The 2,930-nt window shown below is 62.0% G+C and carries 1 protein-coding gene and 2 pseudogenes; all 3 read right to left on the minus strand.

All coding sequences use genetic code 11. The features are described 5' to 3' along the window. Positions 1-214, minus strand: a pseudogene (locus BGP85_RS12385) (hypothetical protein); the annotation flags it as partial. Beyond that, the gene (locus tag BGP85_RS12390; RefSeq protein WP_258036116.1) at positions 214-624 is read right to left on the minus strand and encodes a DUF1983 domain-containing protein; all 411 of its coding nucleotides are present in this window, start codon (positions 622-624) and stop codon (positions 214-216) included. The pseudogene BGP85_RS12385 and the gene BGP85_RS12390, both read right to left, overlap by 1 nt. A 37-nt stretch (positions 625-661) precedes the next feature. Beyond that, positions 662-2,930 (minus strand): annotated as a pseudogene (locus BGP85_RS12395) (host specificity protein); the annotation flags it as partial.

The raw sequence follows: 2,930 nt of genomic DNA on the forward strand, positions 1-2,930 counted from the left end.
ACGCCAGAGGGCTCCAGGTGTATTCGCCATTGTCGGCCAGGGTATCCACCACAACGAACGACTGCGCCTTGATCTCCGGTATCGAGATGTACTGGTCGAAGGCTCCATTCCCAACCACCTGCATCATTTTCAACGATCGCACCGGTGTGATCGTTGTATCGAGGGTGATGACCCCGGACGCATCCCGCGTCCGGAGCCCGTACAGATCAGCCATCAGGTAAGCCTCCCCACTGCAGTCCTCTCGATGCCAGCGGCGTCGTACACGTATAAGCCGCCGTTGTTGAGCAGGGTCGAACCGTTGGCGTCCTGCCCGCGGATGCTCACTGCGCCGGTCACGAAGTTCAGCTCCAGGAGCGGTAACCCTTGCGAGTTGACCGCCTGGGAGCGGATGGTCATGCCTGCCACAATCTGCTGGATGAATGCCGTGTTGATCACCGCCTGGTTGATGAAGACCTGGCCGTTGGAAACCACGAACGGCAGCACCATCTGCCCTGACGACTCGTCAACGATGGCGAAGCGCTGCGCGTAGGCCAGGATCTCGCTGGTCTGTCCGTCGCTTCCCAGCGCCAACCCGGCCATCACCCTGCGGCCGCCAGCGATCGTCTCGGCCTTGATGGTCGTCATGGCCGAAACCTTCCCATCCACACCTGCGACTGTCTTGCTAACCGTTTGCACGGAAGCGCTGACATCGCCCATCTGCGCGGTTGGTGAGCGCCAGCAGTGCCTGGGCCTGACTGGTGAGCGTAGAACCCTGCTGGGTTACGTCTGAAGACAGCGACTGTACGGCCTTGCTCGATGCGCCAGGCCCTACCCTACCGACTGCAATCCAGTCGACATCGAACACCGCATCCAGCGCATTGGCGAAGTTGAAGCGAAGGCGCTGGATCGTGTTGTCCACCCAGTCAGTGCCGCCCGCAGCCAGGTTGGCCATGTTCCATTCCACAACGGCGGATTGCCCGATTGCGATGTTCGGGTTCGCTGCGCTGGCCCGATAACTCGTCGCAAACCCGTGAGAGCTGGTCGAGTAGTACAACGTGCCGGTCCAGGCCGAGCCGCCGCGGCGCGTCAGGCCAACCCTGACCCTGGTGTAGGTCTTGCCGTCGATAGCTGCCGACGCTGTCGGGCTGTGCAGCTGGGGGTCAGCGGTAGTCGGCGTGATCTTGACGAAGCCCGTATTGGCCGCCAGCGTCGCGTTCACACCCGACCACCCCTCGACAGTGGTATCGAACTGCCAAGCCGCTCCCGGCGCCGGATCAAGCCCGGAGGCACCCAGGCCGCTCTGAATCGCGCCGACGGTATTGGTCAGGTCGGTGATGCTGGCGGACTGACTGGCGTTCACGCCCTCTGCCGCAGATACCCGGTTCGTCACCGCGTCCAGCGCCGAGGCTGAGGCTTTTGTGGCCAGGCCATTGGTGGTGCTGTTCACCGCGTTTTCCAGCGTCGTGGTGCGGCCGGCGACGCTGGTCAGGGTGCTGCCCTGCTGGTCGACAGCCGACGACAGGCTGTCTACTGCTGCCGACGTGGCACCGATGTTGGCCGCGTTCACCTGGCCGTTGTCTCGCCATCCAGTGGCACGAGTACCGTACTCGAACTGCGGCCGCGCCATCTCCACGTATCCAGCAGTTACCGCGCCAGTGGCGCTGTAGATACGCAGGTAGACGTAGCAAGTCACCGCCCCAGCGGGCGCGACGGCGCTGAACTGCTCACGCTTGCCTGCTGCGGTGATGGTAAACATCCCCGAGTTAGGAGCGCTAACCACGGAGCCGGCCGCATTGATCCATTGAATGAAGAACCTGAACCCCAAGCCAGCGGTGCCGCGAAGATAGATAGACGTTGCAATGGTTTGCCCTTCGGCCACCATTGGTCTGCGATCTTTCGTGCCACCAGTTGGGCGAATGGATTTGTACGGCGTGCCGGTGCCAACGGCGGATACCTCAACACGTACTGCCTTCTCACCTGCATTCAGCCAGGAAGTGACCAGAGATTCGACGCTGGTCGCAGGCCCCTCGGTAGCCCAGCCATCCGCGATATCAGTACCTGTCCCCGCTTTGTTGAAAGTTGGGTTGTAGAACAGGTTCTCGCCGCCGACATCCCCAATGCTGTTGTCCAACTGGGTCAGCTGGTTGGATGCGCTGGTCAAGCCCTGTTCTGTCAACGCTACGCGCCCCGTGAGGGCCGTGGTGGCAGAAGCATTTGCAGCTGCAGCCGCCGCGTTTGCCTTGCCGTTATCACGCCACCCAGTCACGACCGAACTGTGCTCGAACTGCGCCTTGTCGAGGTCCACGAAGCCGGCTGCAATCCCTGCTGCGCCGACCGAGGAACGAAGCCTGAAGAGTACATCCACGCGAACTGAACCGGCCGGAGCTGCAGTGCCAGTGAACACAGCGCGCTGATACGCGGGCGTGAGGTTGAAGTTTCCTGGCCCATGAGTAGCAATGGTTACCCCTGCCGCATCCTTGTATTGCAGGTAGATCTGGCAGAGCAAACCCGTGTTACCGCGAACGTGCACAGAAGCGGTCCCAACTACCCCTTCATAGATCGCTGGCCGGTTGTCCGGATTCGTCGACGTTGGAACGAAGTCGATGTAGTCGGTGCCCGTGCCTACCGACAAACCGGACAGGTCGAGACGCTGACACTTGCCCTCGGCCCCCAAGTCGGAGTCACGCAGTGTCGGAGTTACGACCACCGGGGTAGTCTTTCGCCATCCCCACCCGTCTGCGATGTTCCCGGCATTGGACCCGGTGGTGCTAGGCACGTCGAACGATGGGTTGTACAACAGGTTCTCGCCACCCACCTGATTCAGCGAGGCGTTGACGTTGGTGATCGCCTGGCCATTGGCGGTGATCGCCGCGCCCTGCTGGTCTACGGTGTTGCTCAAGGACTGCACCGTCGAAGCGTCGGCCTTGGTCGCTACCTGGGTAAGCGCGCTG

This window comes from Pseudomonas putida (assembly GCF_002906855.1).
Taxonomy (GTDB): Bacteria; Pseudomonadota; Gammaproteobacteria; order Pseudomonadales; family Pseudomonadaceae; genus Aquipseudomonas; species Aquipseudomonas putida_N.